Origin of the sequence: Pseudomonas sp. B22(2017), assembly GCF_002113105.1 — a bacterium.
Taxonomy (GTDB): domain Bacteria; phylum Pseudomonadota; class Gammaproteobacteria; order Pseudomonadales; family Pseudomonadaceae; genus Aquipseudomonas; species Aquipseudomonas asiatica.
Genome location: NZ_NEJN01000013.1, coordinates 1 through 17,146, shown reverse-complemented (window position 1 = coordinate 17,146; position 17,146 = coordinate 1). Strand labels below are relative to the sequence as shown.

The window sequence follows — 17,146 nt, the reverse complement described above, 5'->3', positions numbered from 1 at the left end:
CCCGATTTCGCCGCCTATGCGGCCCTGGCCTGAGGTGACCGGACATGAGTGAACTGCTGAGCTTTGCGATCGAACCCCTGGACGCTGCACGCGGCAACCTGCCACTGCTGGTGCGCGCGCCGGAGCCGGGCATCGACCTGCTGGAAGCCTTTGCCGAGTTGCAGCCGCTGGTGGACCGGCACCTGCTGCAGGCTGGCGGCATCCTGTTTCGCGGCTTCGAGGTGGGTGGTGCCGAAGCTTTCCGCCAGTTCGCTGCTTCTTTCGGTCACCCGCTGCTCAACTACGAGTTTGGCTCCACCCCGCGCAGCAACGTGACCAAGGGCGTGTACACCTCCACCGAGTACCCGGCGCACCAGAGCATCCCCCTGCACAACGAGCAGGCCTATACCCTGGAATGGCCGATGAAGATCTGGTTCTACAGCGTGATCCCCGCCGAGACCGGTGGCGAGACGCCGATTGCCGACAGCCGCGAGGTGTACCGGCGCATGCCGGCGCGCATTCGTGAGCGGCTGGTGGAGAAGGGGCTGATGTACGTGCGTAACTACGGCAACGACCTTGATGTGGAATGGTCGCAGGTGTTCAACACTGAAGATCCGCGCCAGGTCGAGGCCTATTGCCGGGCGCATGCCATCGAGTGCATCTGGAAGGATGACGGCGAATTGCGCACCCGCCAGCGCTGCCAGGTGGTGGCGCGCCACCCGGTGACCGGGGAGGATGTGTGGTTCAACCAGGCGCACCTGTTCCATGTGTCGAACCTGCAGCCAGAAGTGCGCGAGTCGTTGATGGACATCGTCGAGGAAGAGGACCTGCCGCGTAACGTGTACTACGGCGACGGTACGACCATCGAGGATTCGCTGCTCGAGGAAGTGCGCGGGGTGCTGGATGAATGCACCATTAGCTTCCCTTGGCTGGAGAACGATGTGCTGATGCTGGATAACATGCTCGCGGCGCATGCGCGGTCGCCGTTTACCGGCAAGCGCAAGGTGGTGGTGGCGATGGCGCAGGGGTATAGCGAGGTGTTGGGCTGATTCGGGAGTGAGGGCTGCCATGTGCCTGCCTTGAGAGGCGTGGCGCTTGCCATGTGCCTGCCTTGAGAGGTGTGGGGTCTGTGAGATCGAGCGCCGCCCGCGCGGCGCTTCGCGGGACAAGCCCGCTCCCACATTTGTTGCAACGTGGCCATGCCTGTGGGAGAGGCGTTGTCAGCCTAGGTGCATGGCTTGAGACAGGTGATGCGGCAGCAATGCCAACTCAGAAATCCAGTCAACCCACCAAGGCTGGCAACCATGGCCTGACAGGTTCGGCACGTTGCAACAAATGTGGGAGCGGGCTTGTCCCGCGAAGCGCCGCGCGGGCGGCGCTCGATCTCACAGGCACTGAAAGGGTTGTGGCGAACACCTGTCAGCCCAGATGCATTCCCCAGACATGCCTCCTGCAGCCTACAAATATTCCAGACTCTTCCTACGCCTCGGGACTGGCAACTCCACCCCCTGCGAAATACCCTACAACCTCTGTCGACACGCGTCTGATTGTTCCTGCAAATCCCGCACTCTAGGCTTTGCCTGTCGCTGACGGTTCAGCGATCGGGTGTGGAAACCTGCAGCAAGCATTTCAGGTTATGTCGTTCATGGCGGCTGTACCCGGGAGGCCTCGTGCCTACCGAGTTTTCCTTGAATGCACTCGGGTTTCCACCCCGTGTACAGCCGCCACCCTTCCTGTGGAAACGGAAGAGGCGGTCACCGAGCATTCAGGAAAACCAATGACCGACGAAACCAAAACCACCCCCGGCGTTACCTACTTCTACCAAGGCGAAGGCCAAACCCATCCGCTGTTCCGTATCGCTGAGGGCATCCCCTGCCGCAGCGCCCGGGAGCAAGCCTCGGAGCTGATGGGCTATGCACGCGACTTGTCACTGACCGGTTTGATGGATGGCGATCAGCAGATGCTCTGGGCTTCGCATTACTTTGCAGCCATGGCCAAGGCGCTGCTGGATGATGCCGAGTTGGGTTTGCTGCGCTGATCCTTGTATTGACTGGGCTGGCCCTTTCGCGGCTAAAGCCGCTCCTACAGGGATTGTGCATGCCTCAGGTTATGCTGAATGCCTCAGGCTGTGCACAACTCCTGTGGGAGCGGGCGTGCCCGCGAACACCGGCGGAGCCGGTGCCAGCCACCGCGTCGCCTGTTTCGCGGGCATGCCCGCTCCCACCGGGAATGTGACACCCTCTCGAACCTTGTTCTCTATGCGACTGCGCAACCCGAAGGGCTGGGCAATCTCCCTGCGCGGTCGGTGTGGGGCTGGCTTGCCGGCGATCACCGGCGCAGCCGGTGCCATACACCGCGTCGCCTGATTCGCGGGCACGCTCGCTCCCACAGGGATGGTGCTGGGCCTTAGGTTGGCGCCCCTAAATCAACCCCCCACACCTTCGTCTGACAGTTACCGCTCGACTGCCAGGACACCGCTCGACATGAATGCCGACCAAACGCTCAAGCTCGCCCGCCGCTTCATCGAACTCAGCCCCGACAAGCGCCGCCTGTTCCTCAAGGCGCTGCAGGGCGAGGGCATGGATTTTTCCGTGCTGCCGATTGCGCCCGGGGTGGAGGTGGCCGAGCGTGACCAGCTGTCGTACGCCCAGCGGCGCATGTGGTTCCTCTGGCAGCTCGACCCGCAAGGCGCGGCGTACAACCTGCCCATGGCCGTGCGCCTGAATGGCCCGCTGAACCTGGCCGCCCTGCAGCACGCCTTCGATGCCCTGGTGGCCCGCCACGAAACCCTGCGCACCCGCTTCGTCGCCGACGGCGATGACGTGCGCCAGCAGGTCGAGGCCAGCGCCGCCCCGTTGCAGCTGCACCAGGATGCCCTGGCCGGCCTGGACGAGGGCGCCCGTCAGGCCGCCGTCGAAACCATCGCCGAAGCCGAAGCCTTGGCCCCCTTCGACCTGGCCAGCGGCCCGCTGCTGCGTGTGCGCCTGCTGCAACTGGCGGCAGAGGAGCACATCCTGCTGCTCACCCTGCACCACATCGTCGCCGACGGCTGGTCGATGAACGTGCTGATCGACGAATTCCTGCACCTGTACGACGCCGCCGTGGCCGGCAGCGAAGCCCGCCTGGAACCGCTGCCGATCCAGTACCGCGACTACGCCCTGTGGCAGCGCAGCTGGCTCCAGGCCGGTGAGCAGGAGCGCCAGCTGGCCTACTGGCAGGCGCGCCTGGGCGATGACCATTCGCCGCTGGAGCTGCCATTGGACCGCAGCCGCCAGGGCCGCCCCAGCTATCGTGGCGCGCGTCACGAGTTCCCCATCGCCGCAGATGTCGTCGAACGGCTGCGCGGCCTGGCACGCAAGCATAACGTCACCCTGTTCATGGCCCTGCTGGCCGCCTTCAAGCTGCTACTGCAGCGCTACAGCGGCCAGTCGGCGATCCGTGTCGGCGTGCCCATCGCCAACCGCAACCGCGCCGAAAGCCAAGGGCTGATCGGCTGCTTCATCAATACCCAGGTACTGCACACCGAAATCGACCCGCTGCTGGATATCACCGGCCTGCTCCAGCGCGTGCGCGAAACCGCCCTAGGCGCGCAAAGCCACCAGGACCTGCCGTTCGAGCAACTGGTCGAAGCCCTGGACCTGCCGCGCAGCAGCGAGAGCCCGCTGTTCCGCGTGCTGTTCAACCACCAGGCGCAGGTGGCGGATGTGCAAGCCATCGAGACCCGCTCCGGCCTGAGCCTGGCGCCAGTCGTGCTGGCAAAGCACAGCGCCCGCTTCGACCTGGCGCTGGATACCCATGAGCGAGCGGGGCAGTTGCATGCAGCGTTCACCTATGCGACCGACGTGTTCGATACGGCCACCGTCGAAGCCCTTGGCGAGCAGTGGCTAGCCCTGGTGCAGGCATTGGCCGACGAAGCGGGTGGCGCAGTTGGCGAGTTGCCATTGCCAGGCCTGGCCCCTGCCATTGGCGCGCCTGCGCAGGCTGACGCAACGCTGCTGGTTCACCAGCGCTTTGCCGCCGCCGCCAGCCGCCACCCCAAGCGCACGGCGGTGATGGCTGCGGACGAGCAGGCCAGCTTCGCCGAACTCGATGCCCGCGCCGAGGCCATTGCAGGCCGGCTGGTGGAAGCCGGAGCAGGGCCGGACACACTGGTCGGCGTGCTGGCCGACCGCAGTGTCGGCATGCTCGCCAGCATCCTCGGCGTGCTCAAGGCCGGTGGCGCCTACCTGCCACTGGAGCCCGAGCAGCCGGCCGAACGCTTGGCCTACATGCTTGCCGACAGCGGTACGCGCCTGGTACTGGCGCCCGGTAACTGGCAGGCCGAACTGCCCGAGGGCGTGCAGCGCCTGGACTGGGCGCAAACCGGCAACGGCAGCGCCGCCCGTATCGCCCCGACGCCGGCCAACCTGGCCTACGTGATCTACACCTCCGGCACCACCGGCCAGCCCAAGGGCGTGGCGATCAGCCACGGCGCCCTGGCCAACTACGTCGAAGGCATCGCCGCACGTTTGCCGCTCGAGCGTATCCGCAGCATGGCCCAGGTCTCGACCCCGGCTGCCGACCTTGGCCACACCATGCTGTTCGGCGCCTTGTGCGGCGGCCACACCCTGCATTTACTGCTACGCGAGCAGGTGCTGGATGCCGAAGGCTTCGCCGCCTACCTGATCGAACACCAGGTAGACGCGCTGAAGATCGTACCGTCGCACCTGGAGGCCATGTTGGTGGCCGGCCGCTCGGCGCTGCCGGCCCAGTGCCTGGTGCTCGGCGGCGAGGCCATCAGCCCGAGCCTGCTGGGCAACGTCCGCAACCTGGCCCCGGCGCTCAAGGTGTTCAACCACTACGGCCCGACCGAGACCACCGTCGGTGTGCTGGTCGCCGAACTGAACGGGCAGGCCAGCCTCGGCCAGCCACTGGCCAACACCCGCGTCGCGGTGCTCGACCGCTGCCTGCAACCCCTGCCGGCCAAAGCCAAGGGCGAGCTGTACATCGGTGGCGCCGGCCTGGCCCGTGGCTACCTGAACCGCCCGGCACTCACCGCCGAGCGCTTCGTTCCCGACCCGAACGGCCACGGCCAGCGCCTGTACCGCAGCGGTGACTGGGTTCGCCAAGGCAGCGACCTGCAGTTCGCCGGTCGCATGGATGGCCAGGTCAAGGTCCGTGGCTATCGCGTGGAACTGGCCGAAATCGAAAACCAGCTGCGTGCCCTGGGCGGTGTCGCCAATGCCCTGGTGCGCGTGCATGGCCAAGGGCCGCAACTGCAACTGGCTGCCTGGCTGGTGCCCGTTCAGATGCCGGCCGACAGCCTGGCCTGGCAGGAATCGATCCGCGCCAGCCTCAAGAGCCTGCTGCCCGAGCACATGGTGCCGACCCACCTGATGGTGCTGGAGCACCTGCCGGTCACGGTCAACGGTAAGGTCGATGTCAAGGCACTGCCGGAACCCGCCGCCACCCAGGTGGCCTATCAAGCGCCGCAGACCCCGCTGCAAACGCAATTGGCACAGATTTGGGCGCAAGTCCTGCAAGTACCGCAGGTAGGCCTGGGCGACAACTTCTTTGCCCTTGGCGGCCATTCGCTGCTGGCCACCCAGGCGGTATCGCGGATACGCAAGCAATTGGGCGTGGATATTCCGCTGCGCAGCCTGTTCGACACCGTCGACCTGCAGGCCTTCGCCCAGGCCGTGGCCGAAGGCGAGCAGGGCGCAGGCCTGGACATCGAAATCCTCGATCGCCAGCAACCGCTGCCAGTGTCCCCCTCGCAGAACCGCCAGTGGCTGTTCTGGAAGCTCAACCCCGAAAGCCTGGCCTACAACACGCCGATGGCCGTGCGCATGCAGGGCCACCTCGACCACTGCGCCGTGGAGGCAGCGCTGGATGCCTTGGTGGCCCGCCACGAATCGTTGCGCACGGTGTTCGTCGAGGCCGACGGCCTGCCTTGGCAGCGCATCCTGCCGGCTGCCACGGTACCGATCGGTTTCGAAGACCTCAGCGGCCAGGACCACGCCGCGCAGATGCGCAAGCTGGAAGCTGAAGCCTTCGTCCCGTTCGACCTGGAGCACGGCCCGCTGCTGCGCGCACGCTTGTTCAGGGTGCATGCGCAGGAGCACCTGCTGTCGCTGACCTTGCACCATATCGTCTCCGATGGCTGGTCGATGAGCCTGCTGGTGCGCGAGTTCGCCGCCGCCTACAACGCCGCCGCCACGGGCCAGGCGCAAGCCGTCGAGCCGCTGCCGGTGCAGTACGCCGACTTCGCCGCCTGGCAGCGCAAGTGGCTGGCCGAGGGGCAGATGCAGGCGCAGATCGACTACTGGAAGGCCCGCCTGGAAGACGACTTCGAAGTGCTGGAACTGCCTGCCGACCGCATTCGCCCGCAGGTCAAAAGCTACCAGGGCAGCCGCTTCGACGTGCGCCTGCCACAGGCCCTCACCGAGCGCCTGCGGGCACTGGCGGTGGCATCCAACGCCACATTGTTCCATGTGTTCCTGGCGGCCTATGCCATCGTGCTGTCGCGCTACAGCCGCAAGGGCACGCTCAACATTGGCGTGCCGGTCACCAACCGCAACCGCCTGGAGCTTGAGGGGCTGATCGGCTTCTTCATCAACGTGGTCGTGGCTCGTATCCGTGTCGATGGCAGCCAGCCGTTCTCGCAGCTGCTGGCGGCGATCAAGGAGACCACCCTGCAGGCCCAGGCCAACAAGGATGTGCCGTTCCTCGAAGTAGCCGAGGCGCTGTATCCGGAGCGTGACCAGGGTGTGAACCCGATCTTCCAGGTGCTGTACAACCACCTGCGCGACCTCGGCGAGCAGGTGTCCAGCGATGCCCTGCACGGCCTGCAGGTCAAGGAAGTGGACCTGTTGGAGCCGGGCGCGCAGTACGACATATCGCTCAACACCCTGGAGCGCTCCGATGGCGTGACGGCCTCGTTCAACTATTGCACCGACCTGTTCGATGCCGCGCGTATCGAGCGCATGGCCGGGCATTGGCAAGCACTGCTGGAAGCCATCTGCGCCGAACCACAATGCTGCATTGCCGAGCTGGACTTCCTTGGCAGTTGCGAACGCCAGCAGCTGACCCACGGCTGGAACCCGGCGCCCCAGGCTGGCAGCGGCTTGTGTGCGCACCAGCTGCTGGCGCGACAGGCCCACGAGCGGCCGGATGCGCTGGCGCTGATCTTCGACGACCAGCAGATGACCTACGCCGAACTGGACCGCAGCAGCAACCAGCTGGCTCACCGCCTTCGGGCGCTGGGTGTGGGGCCGGACTGCCTGGTTGGCGTGGCTGTCGAGCGCGGCCTGGGCATGGCCCTGGCGCTGATCGCCATTCACAAGGCGGGTGGCGCCTATGTGCCGCTGGACCCGGACTACCCGCAAGAACGCCTGGCCTACATGGTCGAGGACAGCAATATCGGCCTGCTGCTGGCCGATGCGCCCTCGCGTGAGCGCCTGCAATTGGGCAAGCAACTGCCCTGCGTGGTACTGGAGCCGGGCACCGAGTGGCTGCAAGCCTGGCCCGCCGAACCGCTGGCCAACCTGGCGGCACCGCACAACCTCGCCTACGTCATCTACACCTCCGGCTCCACCGGCATGCCCAAGGGCGTGGCCATCGACCACCAGGCCCTGTCGCTGTTCTGCCAGGTGGCCGGCGACTATTCGCGCCTCACCCCGAGCGATCGCGTGCTGCAGTTCGCCACCATCAGCTTCGATGGCTTCATCGAGCAGTTCTTCCCGCCGCTGGCCCAGGGCGCCTGTGTGGTCCTGCGCGACCTGCGGCTGTGGGACACCGCCACCCTGCTGGACGAGATCAACCGCCACGGCGTGACCGTGGCCGACCTGCCGGCGGCCTACTGGCGCCTGCTGGCGCTGGAGCGCCGAGCCCCCGCGGCCTATGGCCGGCTGAAGCAGATTCACGTGGGGGGAGAGGCGGTGCCGGAAGATGCCCTGCGCGCCTGGCTGGCCGATGGCCCGCCAGCAGTGCGCCTGCTGAACACCTACGGCCCGACCGAAGCCACCGTGGTCGCCACCACCTACGATTGTTCGCAGATGACCGTGGAGCAGATCAGCCTGGGCGGCGTACCGATCGGCCGTGCCTTGCCGGGGCGTACCCTGCATGCTCTGGACGATGGCCTGGCGCCGACGCCGGTGGGCGTGCCCGGCGAGCTGTTCATCGGCGGGGCAGGTTGCCTGGCGCGCGGTTATCACCAGCGGCCGTCACTCACCGCCGAGCGTTTCATCCCCGACCCGTTCGACCCGGTTGGCGGTGGCCGCCTGTACCGCACCGGCGACCTCGGCTGCTACGACGAAAACGGCCAGCTGGCCTATCGCGGCCGGGTCGACCATCAGGTGAAGGTGCGCGGCTTCCGTATTGAGCTGGGCGAGATCGAGCAGTACCTGCAGGCGCACCCGGACGTTCGCGAAGCCACCGTGCTGGCCATCGACCTGCCCGGTGGCAAGCAGCTATGCGCCTATGCGGTGCCGGCCGAAGGCTACCGCGGCGATCTGCGCCAGGCCCTGAAGCAGTACCTGAAGGCCAGCCTGCCGGACTACATGATCCCGGCCTACCTGGTGACCCTGCCGAGCATGCCGCTGACCCCCAGCGGCAAACTCGACCGCAAGGCGCTGCCGCTGCCCGACCCGAACCAGCCACAGCATGACTACCAGGCGCCGCAGACCGAGCGGCAGCAGCAGCTCGCGAACATCTGGGCGCAGTTGCTTAACGTTGCCCGGGTCGGCCTGAGCGACAACTTCTTCGAGCTGGGCGGCCACTCCTTGCTGGCGGCCCAGGCAGTGTCGCGGATCAACGTCGAGCTTGGGCTGGACATACCCCTGCGGCTGATCTTCAGCCACCCCGAACTACGCGCGTTCGCCCAGGCACTGGACGAGCAGGGCCTGTCGCTCTCCGACGATGGCCTGAGCGATATCGAACACATGATGAATGCATTCACAGAGGCCTGACATGGAACTCACTGCCGCACAACGTATCGCCCAACGTTTCGTTGGCCTCCCTGTGGAGCAACGCCAGCAGATCCTGGAAAAGATGCAGGCCACCGGCCAGAGCTTCCGCCTGCTGCCTATCGTGCCCGCGCGCCAGGGCCTGGCGCGTATTCCGCTGTCGTACGCCCAGCAACGCCTGCTGTTTCTCTGGCAGCTGGAGCCCGACAGCCCAGCCTACAACGTGCCGATGGCGGTACGCCTGAAGGGCGCGCTGGACCAGGCAGTGCTGCAGCAGGCGCTGGATGCGCTGGTGCAACGCCACGAATCGCTGCGCACGCGCTTTGCCTCGGAGGAGGGCGAGTTCTACCAGGAAATCCTCGAGCACTGCCCGCTGGCGCTGGAATTGCTGATGCTCGACGGTGCCGTCGATGAGACAGCGCTGAGCGTGGCCGTGGACGCCGCCCTCAAGCAGCCCTTCGACCTGCTGAGCGGCCCGCTGCTGCGGGTGACCCTGCTGCGCGTGGCCGCCGATCACCACGTGCTGGCGCTGAGCATGCACCACATCATCTCGGACGGCTGGTCCAGCGATGTGCTGGTGCAGGAATTCATCCAGCTGTACAGCGCCCTGGCCGAAGGCCGGCAGGCCGAGTTGCCGGCCTTGCCGATCCAGTACGCCGACTACGCCATCTGGCAGCGCGCCTGGCTCGAGGCAGGTGAAGCGCAGCGCCAACTGGCCTACTGGCAGGCCCAGTTGGGCGGCGAGCAGCCGGTGCTGAGCCTGCCGCTGGACTTCGAGCGCCCGGCCACGCCCAGCCAGCGTGGCGCGGTGGTGCGTGTGGACATCGGCGCCGAACAGGCCGAGGCCCTGCGCAGCCAGGCGCGCAAGGGTGGCCACACGTTGTTCGTGTTGGTACTGGCGGCCATGGCGGTGGTGCTGTCGCGCTACAGCGGCCAGGCCGACATCCGCATCGGCGCCCCGAACGCCGGGCGCAACCGCAAGGAGCTGGAAGGCCTGATCGGCTTCTTCATCAACACCCAGGTGCTGCGCGTGCAGGTGGACGAGCGCGCCACCTTCGCCGCACTGCTGGAGCAGGTCAAAGACGTGATCGGCGGCGCCCAGTCGCACCAGGAGCTGCCGTTCGAGCACCTGGTCGATGCCTTGCTGCCCGAGCGCAACCTGGCCCACAACCCGCTGTTCCAGTTCAAGATCAACCAGCACGTGGCCGCCAGCGATGCAGGGCGCAAGCGCCTGGGCGCGCTGGAGGTGGAAGGCTTTGCCCGTGACGGCGGCGATGCCCGCTTCGACCTGGCGTTCGACTTCTCCGACAAGGCCGACGGCATCGAAGGCTATTTCACCTACGCCACCGACCTGTTCGAGCAGGCCACTATCGAACGCATGGCCGCTTCGCTGCGCCAGGTGCTGGATGCGCTGATCCGTGACCCGCAGCAGGCGATCGTCGACAGCCCGCAATTGGCGACGCTGCTGCCGGCGGCCACGCAGGCCTACCCGCACGGCGACTTCCTCGCCTTGTGGCGCCAGGCAATGGCGCAAGGCCAGGCCCACGGCGGTGTGCGTGCCGGTGACCGGTTCATGACCCAGGCCGGGCTGGAGGCGGCGTCCAACCGCCTGGCCGACTACCTGCGCCAGCACGGCGTCGGTGCTGGCAGCATCGTTGCCCTGTGCCTGCCGCGCTCCATCGAGTGGGTCGGCGCCTTGCTCGCAGTGCTCAAGACCGGCGCCGCCTACCTGCCGCTGGACACCCAGCAGCCGCAGGAGCGCCTGCAACAACTGATTGCCGACAGTGGCGCCGCCGTACTGCTGCATGAGCCGGCCGACCAGCGCTTCGCCGGCCTGGACGGCGTGCAGCGGATTGCCTGCGATCACACCGCCTGGGCAACCTGCAGCGACAGCCCGGTCGAGGTGGCCATTGCCGCCGAGCAACCGGCCTATCTGATCTACACCTCGGGCTCGACCGGCCAGCCGAAAGGCGTGGTGGTCAGCCACGGGGCGCTGGCCAGCTACACCCAGGCGGTGCTGGAGCGCCTGCAACTGCCGGCCGCGGCGAGCATGGCGATGGTGTCCACCACCGCGGCCGACCTGGGCCACACCGTGCTGTTCGGTGCCTTGGCCTCGGGCCGCCTGCTGCACTTGTTGCCACAGGAACTGGCGTTCGACCCGGATGGCTTCGCCAGCTACATGGCGCAGCACCAGGTTGGCGTGCTCAAGCTGGTGCCGAGCCACCTGCAAGGTTTGCTGCAAGCGGCCCGCGCCGCCGATGTGCTGCCCGCCGAGGCATTGATCCTGGGTGGTGAGGCATGCAGCTGGGGCCTGTTGGAAAAAATCCGCGAACTGCGCCCGGCCTGCCGGGTCATCAACCACTACGGCCCGACCGAAACCACTGTCGGCGTGCTCACCTTCGAGCCGGGGCAGCCGCTGCCAGGTTGCCGCACGGTGCCGGTCGGGCGCCCGCTGGGCAACGCCTGCGCCCAGGTGCTGGATGGCTACCTCAACCCGTTGGCGGCGCAGGTGCCCGGTGAGCTTTACCTGGGCGGGCAGGGTGTCGCTCAGGGCTACCTGGGCCAGCCCGCATTGACCGCCGAACGCTTCGTGCCGACCGAGGGTGGTGCCCGCCTGTACCGCACCGGCGACCGCGCGCGGCTGACTGCCGATGGCCTGGTCAAGTTCATCGGCCGTGCCGACGACCAGGTGAAGATCCGCGGCTATCGCGTGGAGCCAGGTGAAGTCGGCCGGGTGCTGGCCGGCCTGCCTGGTGTCAACGAGGCCGTGGTACTGGCCTTGCCATTGGAGGGCGATGCCGAGCGCTTGCAGCTGGTGGCCTACGGGGTGGCCGATGCAGGCGTGACCGTGCAGCAACTGCAGGCGCAATTGCAGGCACGCCTGCCGGACTACATGGTGCCGGCGCACATACTGCTGCTGGAGCGCCTGCCACTGACCGCCAATGGCAAGCTCGACAAGCGCGCCTTGCTGGCACCGGGCGCGGTCAGCCGTGGCTATGTGGCGCCGCAAGGCGATATCGAGGAGAAGCTGGCTGCAGTGTGGGCCGATGTGCTCAAGCTGGAGCAGGTCGGCAGCACCGACAACTTCTTCGAACTGGGCGGCGACTCGATCCTCAGCCTGCAGATCATCGCCCGGGCCAAACGCCAGGGCATCCGGATCACCCCCAAGCAGCTGTTCGAACAACAAACCATCGCCCAGCTGGCCCAGGTAGCCAAGCGCATCGAGGCCAAGCAAGCGGTTGCGGCCGCAGCCGTGGACACTGCCACCAGCGGCGAGGTGGCATTGCTGCCGGCCCAGGCGCGTTTCTTCGAGATGGAGATCGCCCAGCCGGCGCATTGGAATCAGTCGGTGCTGCTCAAGCCGGCCGGCTCGGTGCAGGTGCAACACCTGGAGGCAGCCCTGCGCGCCGTGGTCGAGCAGCATGATGCCCTGCGCCTGCGCTTCAGCCGTGGCGAAAGCCAGTGGCAGGCGCGCTTCCAGCCGCTGGACAATGCGCCACTGCTGCACCAGCGCAACCTGGCAGCACTAAGTGAACTGGACGCCGCCGGCAACCAGGTGCAGGTCAGCCTGGACCTGCAGCACGGGCCGCTGCTGCGTGCCGAACTGTTCGACTTCGCCGATGGCCAGCAGCGCCTGCTGCTGGTGGTTCATCACCTGGTGGTCGACGGCGTGTCGTGGCGGGTGTTGCTGGAAGACCTGCAAGCGGCCTACCGGCAATTGCTGAACGGCCAGGCCGTGAGCCTGCCCGCCAAGACCACCTCGGTGAAGACCTGGGCCGAGCGCCTGGCCAGCCATGCCGGCAGCCCCGCATTGCAAGCACAGCGCGACTACTGGCTGCAGGCGCTGGCCGGCGACCACGCCGAACTGCCGCGTGACAACCCGCTGGGCAGCCTGGCCAACACCCATGCCCGTACCGCTGCCACACGGCTGGATGCCGAGCGCACCGCCAAGCTGCTGAAACAGGCCCCGGCGGCCTACCGCACGCAGATCAACGACCTGCTGCTGACCGCGCTGGCGCGCACCCTGTGCCAGTGGAGCGCACAGGACAACGTGCAGGTACTGCTGGAGGGCCATGGCCGGGAAGACCTGTTCGACGACCTCGACCTCAGCCGCACCGTGGGCTGGTTCACCAGCCTGTTCCCGGTGCGCCTCACACCCGGCCAGGACCTTGGCCAGTCGATCAAGGCAATCAAGGAGCAACTGCGCGGCGTGCCGGACAAAGGCCTCGGCTACGGCCTGCTGCGTTACTTCGGCGATGCTGAAGTGCGTGACCAGCTCGAGCGTGCCGCCCAGGCTCGTGTCACCTTCAACTACCTGGGCCAGTTCGATGCCAGCTTCGATGCCGAGGCCGGCGCCCTGTTCACTCCGAGCGGGGAAAGCGCAGGCCGTACCCAATGTGCCGGTGCTCAACTGGGCAACTGGCTGAGCATCACCGGCCAGGTGTACGGCGGCGAGCTGTTCCTGGAGTGGACCTACAGCGCCGACGTTCATCACCCGGCCACCATCGAGAAGCTGGCCCAGGCCTACGGGCAGGCCTTGGCAGAGCTGGTCGAGCACTGCTGCGATGCGCGGCACCAGGGCGTGACGCCGTCGGACTTCCCGCTGGCCGCGCTGACCCAGCACCAACTGGACAGCTTGCCGCTGGAGGCCGGGCAGATCGCCGATGTGTACCCGCTGTCACCCATGCAGCAGGGCATGTTGTTCCACACCCTTTACGACCAGCAGGCCGGCAACTACATCAACCAGCTGCGCGTGGATGTGGATGGGCTGGATGTGCAGCGTTTCAACCAGGCGTGGCAGGCCACGCTCGATGCCCACGACATCCTGCGCAGCGGTTTCATCCTGCAAGGCGAACTGGAGCAAGCCGTACAGGTGGTTCGCAAGGCCGTCGAACTGCCATGCAGCGAGCATGACTGGCGTGGCCAGCCGGCGTTGGAGCAGGCATTGCAGGCTCTGGCCGAGGGTGAGCGCCAGCGCGGTTTCGACCTTGCTGCCGCGCCGCTGCTGCGCCTGGTACTGGTACGCACGGGCGATACCCGCCACCACCTGATCTACACCAACCACCACATCCTGATGGACGGCTGGAGCACCTCGCGCCTGTTGGGCGAAGTGCTGCAGCGCTATGCCGGCCTGGCGCCGCAGGCCCAGGCCACGCACTACCGCGACTACATCGCCTGGCTGCAGGGCCAGGACGCGGCCGTTGCCGAAGCCTTCTGGAGAGCCCAGCTTGCCGCCCTGGACGAGCCGATCCGCCTGGCCCAGGCCATCGCCGGCAGTGCAGGCACAAGCGGTAGCGGTCATGGCGACCACCGCCTGGCCTTCGACCCTGAGCAGACCGCACGCATCGAAGCCTTCGCCCGGGCCAACCGGGTCACGGTCAACACCCTGGTGCAATCGGCTTGGCTGCTGCTGCTGCAGCGCTGCACCGGCCAGGCCAGCGTGTGCTTCGGTGCCACTGTCGCCGGCCGCCCGGCAGACCTGCCGGGGGTAGAGGAACAGATCGGCCTGTTCATCAACACCTTGCCGGTGATCGGTGCCCCGCGTGCCGAGCAGACCGTGGCCGAGTGGATCGGCCTGGTGCAGGCCGGCAACCTGGCCGTGCGCGAGTTCGAGCACACCCCGCTGTACGATGTTCAGCGCTGGGCGGGGCAGGGCGGTGACGCCTTGTTCGACAGCATCCTGGTGTTCGAGAACTACCCGGTGGCCGAGGCGCTGCAACAGGGCGCGCCCGGTGGTCTGCGCTTCGGCGACGTGGCCGTGCAGGAGCAGACCAACTACCCGCTGACCCTGGTGGTGGAACTGGGCACCACGCTGTCGATGCAGTACAGCCATGACCGTGCGCTGTGGAGCGACGAGAGCATTGGCCGCCTGGCTGGCTACTTTGCCAACCTGCTGCAGGCGCTGACGGAGAATGCTGACGCGGTGATTGGCGAGCTGCCAATGCTGGGCCTGCCAGAACAGCGACAGATGGTCGAAGGCTGGAACGAAACCCAGGCGACGTACCCGGACGAGCGCAGCATTCACCAGCTGATCGAGGCGCAGGTACTTGCCACCCCGGATGCCCCGGCACTGGTCTTTGGCGAGCAGACCCTGAGCTATGCCGAGCTCAACCGCCGTAGCAACCAGCTGGCGCACAAGCTGCGCGAGCAGGGCGTGGGCCCGGACGTGCTGGTGGGCATCGCCATGGAGCGCAGCCTGGAGATGGTCGTCGGCCTGCTGGGTATCGTGAAGGCCGGTGGCGCGTATGTGCCGCTGGACCCGGAATATCCCCAGGACCGTCTGAGCTACATGTTCCAGGACAGCGGCATCGCCTTGCTGCTGACCCAGTCGCACTTGCGCGAGACCCTGCCGATCCCGGCCGGCCTGCGCAGCCTGGACCTGGACACCGAGAACCTCGGCGGCTACAGCGATGCCAACCCGAATGTCGACGTGGCCCCGCTGAACCTCGCCTACGTGATCTACACCTCCGGTTCCACCGGTCGCCCGAAGGGCGCTGGCAACAGCCATCAGGCGCTGGTCAACCGCCTGTGCTGGATGCAGAAGGCCTACGGCCTGGACGCCAGCGACAGCGTGTTGCAGAAAACCCCGTTCAGCTTCGACGTGTCGGTGTGGGAGTTCTTCTGGCCGCTGATGACCGGTGCGCGCTTGGTCATGGCCCAGCCGGGCGCGCACCGCGACCCGCAGCTGCTGGTCGAAACCATCAACCACCACGGTATCAGCACGCTGCACTTCGTGCCGTCGATGCTGCAGGCGTTCATGACCCACGAAGCGGTCGAAAGCTGCATCAGCCTCAAGCGCGTGGTGTGCAGTGGTGAAGCGTTGCCGGCCGAACTGGCCCGCCAGACCCTGCAACGCCTGCCGGCGGCGGGCCTGTACAACCTGTACGGCCCGACCGAAGCGGCGATCGACGTCACCCACTGGACCTGCCAGCCGGACGAAAGCATCAGCGTGCCGATCGGCCAGCCGATCGACAACCTCAAGACCCACATCCTCGAAGGCAGCCTGCAACCGGCGGTGCGCGGCAGTGCCGGCGAGCTGTACCTTGGCGGCGTCGGCCTGGCCCGTGGTTACCACCAGCGCCCGGCGCTGACCGCCGAACGCTTCGTGCCAGACCCATTCAGCGGCACCGGCGGGCGCCTGTACCGCACCGGCGACCTTGCGCGCTACCGCGCCGATGGCGTGATCGACTACGCCGGGCGCATCGACCACCAGGTGAAGATCCGCGGCCTGCGCATCGAACTGGGCGAGATCGAGGCGCGCTTGCTGGAGCTGCCGAGTGTGCAGGAAGCCGTGGTGCTGGCCCAGGACGGGCCAAGCGGCAAGCAGCTGGTGGGCTATGTGGTGCCCGTCGACAGCACGCAAGACGAAGGCGCATTGCGCGACAGCCTGCGCGAGGCGCTCAAGGCCGGTTTGCCGGATTACATGGTGCCGGCGCACCTGCTGCTGCTCGGCAAGCTGCCGGTGACGCCGAACGGCAAGCTGGACCGCAAGGCCCTGCCGCAGCCGGATGCCAGCCAGTTGCAGGGCGAGTACATCGCGCCGCAGAGTGATCTGGAGCAGCAGATCGCGGCGATCTGGGCCGATGTGCTGCAGCTGGAGAGGGTTGGCCTGGGTGACAACTTCTTCCAGCTTGGCGGGCACTCCTTGCTGGCCACCTCGGTGATCGTGCGCATCCGGGAGCAAGCGGGGGTAGTGGCCGAATTGAAAGAACTCTTCGAGTTCCCGGTGCTGGCTGACTTCAGTCGCCAGCTGGAGACCAGGGCGCCCATGGTCGATTCCACCCAGGACCAGTTGGCCAGATCCCTGGCGCTGCTCGATAGCCTGAGCATGGAAGAGCTCGATGAGCTGATTTCCTGAGGCCCTGATGTGATCCGTGCATGTGGGTAAACCCTTTCCCACAGATATGAGGCATTCCTTCAGCTGGTGGGGTCCCTGTGGGAGCGGGCATGCCCGCGAAGCAGGCGACGCGGTGGATGGCACCGGCTTCGCCGGTGTTCGCGGGTAAACCCGCTCCCACAGGTACAGCGCATTCCTTCAGCTGGTGGGGTCCCTGTGGGAGCGGGCATGCCCGCGAAGCAGGCGACGCGGTGGATGGCACCGGCTGCGCCGGTGTTCGCGGGCGCGCCCGCTCCCACAGGTACGGCGCATTCCTTCAGCTGGTGGGGTCCCTGTGGGAGCGGGTTCACCCGCGAAGCAGGCGACGCGGTGGATGGCACCGGCT

General features: G+C 66.9%; 4 protein-coding genes. All 4 read left to right on the top strand.

The window, feature by feature from the left end; translation table 11 throughout:
- The first annotated feature begins 44 nt into the window (after positions 1 to 44).
- The 4 genes from CAG18_RS21550 to CAG18_RS21530 all read left to right on the top strand — a co-directional run bounded on the left by CAG18_RS21550 (position 45) and on the right by CAG18_RS21530 (position 16,782).
- A complete protein-coding gene (locus CAG18_RS21550) occupies positions 45 to 1,028 on the top strand; it encodes a TauD/TfdA family dioxygenase (protein WP_085721506.1) in 984 nt (327 codons plus the stop codon).
- 728 nt (positions 1,029 to 1,756) lie between these two features.
- On the top strand, positions 1,757 to 2,017 hold the full coding sequence (locus CAG18_RS21545; protein ID WP_015271332.1) for a DUF3077 domain-containing protein: 261 nt from the start codon (positions 1,757 to 1,759) through the stop codon (positions 2,015 to 2,017).
- Between the two features lie 445 nt (positions 2,018 to 2,462).
- On the top strand, positions 2,463 to 8,927 hold the full coding sequence (locus CAG18_RS21535) for a non-ribosomal peptide synthetase (RefSeq protein WP_085721504.1): 6,465 nt from the start codon (positions 2,463 to 2,465) through the stop codon (positions 8,925 to 8,927).
- A gap of 1 nt (position 8,928) precedes the next feature.
- On the top strand, positions 8,929 to 16,782 hold the full coding sequence (locus tag CAG18_RS21530; protein ID WP_085721503.1) for a non-ribosomal peptide synthetase: 7,854 nt from the start codon (positions 8,929 to 8,931) through the stop codon (positions 16,780 to 16,782).
- Positions 16,783 to 17,146: the final 364 nt, after the last annotated feature.

What these genes read in the sequence shown, in the direction of transcription:
- CAG18_RS21550 (WP_085721506.1), top strand. Translation starts at nt 45, where the DNA reads ATGAGTGAACTGCTGAGCTTTGCGATCGAACCCCTGGACGCTGCACGC.
- CAG18_RS21545 (WP_015271332.1), top strand. Translation starts at nt 1,757, where the DNA reads ATGACCGACGAAACCAAAACCACCCCCGGCGTTACCTACTTCTACCAA.
- CAG18_RS21535 (WP_085721504.1), top strand. Translation starts at nt 2,463, where the DNA reads ATGAATGCCGACCAAACGCTCAAGCTCGCCCGCCGCTTCATCGAACTC.
- CAG18_RS21530 (WP_085721503.1), top strand. Translation starts at nt 8,929, where the DNA reads ATGGAACTCACTGCCGCACAACGTATCGCCCAACGTTTCGTTGGCCTC.